The organism is Hydrogenivirga sp., from assembly GCF_056450045.1.
The window spans coordinates 1-3132 of sequence record NZ_JBWONM010000118.1 but is presented as its reverse complement, the minus strand read 5'-3'; the positions used below and the strand labels follow the sequence as shown (position 1 = coordinate 3132).

The window sequence follows — 3132 nt, the reverse complement described above, 5'->3', positions numbered from 1 at the left end:
GGACTCCACGGCGTTGGTGCTTCCGTTGTGAACGCCCTCTCCGAGTGGCTCGTTGTAGAGGTTTACAGAGACGGCAAGATATACCGCCAGGAGTACAGGAGAGGCGTACCCGTTTACGACCTTAAGGTTGTCGGGAATACCACAAAGCGGGGGACCCGTGTAACCTTCAAGCCAGACCCGGATATATTTGAGACTACCAAGATAAAGTTTGACATAGTTGAGAAGAGGATAAGGGAGCTCGCCTACCTGAACCCCGAAGTCAGGTTCTACCTTAAGGATGAGCGCATAGACAAGGAGATAGTATACAAGTTTGACAGAGGGATTGAGGAGCTCGTTGAGTACCTTACCCAGGGGAAGGAACCTCTCTTTAAAGACATCATACGCATTCAGGGAAGCAGAGAGGGGGTGGTGGTTGATATCGCTTTCAGGTACGTGAGGGACTACAAGGAGATAGTTGACAGCTTCGTAAACAACGTAAAGACGATAGAGGGTGGAACGCACGTTACTGGCTTCAGAAGCGGGTTGACCAAGGCTGTGGTCAGACTGGCTGAGGGTGTGAAGCTCTCAAAGGAACTCAAGACCATGTTCTCGGGGGAGGATATACGTGAGGGTCTCGTCGCCGTTGTATCCTGTAAGGTCCCCGAGCCCCAGTTTGAGGGTCAGACGAAGACAAAGCTCGGCAACCAGAACGTCAAGAGGATAGTTGATTCCATAGTCTATGAGTACCTGACCGATTACTTTGAGAAGAACAGGGAGATACTAAAGCTCATAGTTGAGAAGGCTATAGAGGCTGCCCTTGCCAGAGAGGCTGCCAAGAAGGCAAAGGAGCTCGTCAGGAGGAAATCACCCCTTGAGGATGGGATACTCCCCGGTAAGCTTGCTGACTGCTCGGAGAAGGACCCCCAGAAGTGTGAGCTCTTCATAGTTGAGGGTGATTCCGCGGGTGGCTCCGCAAAACAGGCGAGGGACAGGAGGTTTCAGGCGATCCTACCCCTGCGGGGTAAGATAATAAACGTTGAAAAGGCGAGGATAGACAAGGTTCTCGCCAACGAAGAGGTTAAGGCTATAGTCAGCGCCCTGGGATGCGGTATAGGAGAGGATATAGACCTGTCCAAGCTCAGGTACCACAGGATAATACTTATGACCGATGCTGACGTTGACGGCTCCCACATAAGGACCCTGCTCCTGACTTTCTTTTACAGGTTCATGCCTCAGCTCATTGAGCAGGGGTACGTTTACATAGCCCTACCTCCCCTTTACAAGATTAAGAAGGGTAGGAAGGAGTTTTACGTTAAGGACGACAGGGAGCTTGAAAGGTATCTGCTTGAGCTCCTCAGGGAAAACGCCTACCTCAAGGACTCCGTCGGTATGGAGTACAGGGGAGATGAGCTACTCGGGGTTGTCAAGAGCTTAAAGGAGTATGAGGAGAGCTACAGAGCTCTCATAAAGGCTAAGGGTGAGGATGTGGTTAACTTCCTGTTGAGCCACAGGGTGAGCGAGGAGGACCTCAGGAGCGCAGGCAGGGTCAAGGAGATAGTTGAGATAATGGAGAGAGAGCTCGGCGATTACAGGGTAGATACCCGCTACGATGAGCTTGAGGACGCTTACGACATCATACTGTACGATGACAGGATAGGCACGAAGGTTATAATTGATGCTGACTTCCTCTCCTCCCTGTCCTACAAGCAGGTCTTGGAGGGAATACACCTTCACCTTCCTGTAGTTGTCGGCTACGATGCAAGGTCTAAGAAGGTGGAGAGCCTGAAGGACATATACGATACGCTGATGGAGCTCGTCAGGCACGGACTTGAGATTCAAAGGTATAAGGGTCTCGGAGAGATGAACCCTGAGCAGCTGTGGGAGACAACGATGGATCCCAAGACCCGCAGGCTCGTCAGGGTGAAGGTGGAGGACGCCGTTGAGGCTGACAGGATATTCACGATCCTTATGGGTGAGCAGGTTGAGCCCAGGAGGGAGTTCATAGAGACCTACGCCAAGGAAGTGAGGAACCTTGATGTTTAAAAGGATAATCGTAGGTGTTGACGGCTCTCCCGCTTCCCTAACCGCAGCTAAGTACGCCCTCAGGATCGGCAACTTCTACGACATCCCGGTGGTCGGCGTTTACGTTGTGGATGTAAGGCTGATTGAGGAGAGCTTCCTGGCGGACCTCGCCGGAGTTCTCGGCTTTACCTACTACGAAGGCATCTCGGGAAAGGTAAAGGAGTTCTTGGAGAAGCAGGGGGACGCCGTCCTCACAGAGTTCTCCTCTTTGGGTAGGGAGTATGGAGCAAAGGTATCCGTCGTCCAGACTACGGGAGTGCCCTACAGGGAGATAGCTTCTCAGGCAGACCCCGAAGACCTCATAGTTGTCGGCAAGAGGGGAAGAAAGCCCCTGAAAGGTGTTCTCTTAGGCTCAAACTCGGAGAAGGTAGCCCGCCATGCGAACTGCCCGGTTTTTCTCGTTCCCGAAGAGGAGAGGGAGCTCAAAAGGGTGATGGTAGCTTACGACGGTAGCCAGAACGCGCAGATGGCTCTGAAGATATGCAGGTCCCTGAGGGACCTTTACAACTACAGCATCACCGTCCTCTACGTTGAGGAGGAGGAAAAGCCTGAGACTGTGAAATCTGAGGTTGAGGAAGTTCTGGGGAAAGACTACACCTTTCTCTCCCTTCCCGGTTTTCCCGAGGAAAAGATAGTTGAGGTAGCTAAGAAAGAAGAGATAGACCTCCTGTTCCTGGGTGCTTACGGGAAGGGGAGGGTAAAGGAGCTGTTCCTCGGAAGCGTGACCTCCTTCGTAATTCACCATCTTGATATTCCAATCTTTCTAACGAAGGTCCAGGAACCTTTATGAACTTCTCTACCTTCCTCAGAGCTCCGCTCCAAGATTTCTATTGCTCCCATAATCCTTTATTTTCTCTCTTTTTGTCCCCGGTCCCCTCTTATCTGAACCTGTTTAAAAAATCTTGACATATTGAGGGAGAAGGAATAGAAGATATAAGCATGAGGATAAAGAACAACAAGGCTCTGGTAAAGCTGATACTTGAAAAAAGCAAGGAAATATGCAAGGTCATGCAGAAGAAGGAACGAAAAAGAGGAAGACCACCAGTGTATGAAGATTACCTAATAGTAGCA

The 3132-nt window shown here is 50.9% G+C and carries 2 protein-coding genes and 1 pseudogene; all 3 read left to right on the top strand.

The window, feature by feature from the left end:
* Positions 1 to 2022 (top strand): DNA gyrase subunit B (locus AC1HCM_RS04950; protein ID WP_479460660.1); only part of this gene is annotated, 2022 nt, incomplete at its 5' end.
* Positions 2015 to 2851, top strand: coding sequence for a universal stress protein (locus AC1HCM_RS04945; RefSeq protein ID WP_479460659.1), 837 nt, complete (start codon positions 2015 to 2017; stop codon positions 2849 to 2851). The genes AC1HCM_RS04950 and AC1HCM_RS04945, both read left to right, overlap by 8 nt.
* Before the next feature lie 149 nt (positions 2852 to 3000).
* Positions 3001 to 3132: pseudogene (locus AC1HCM_RS04940) on the top strand (IS5-like element ISAae1 family transposase); the annotation flags it as partial.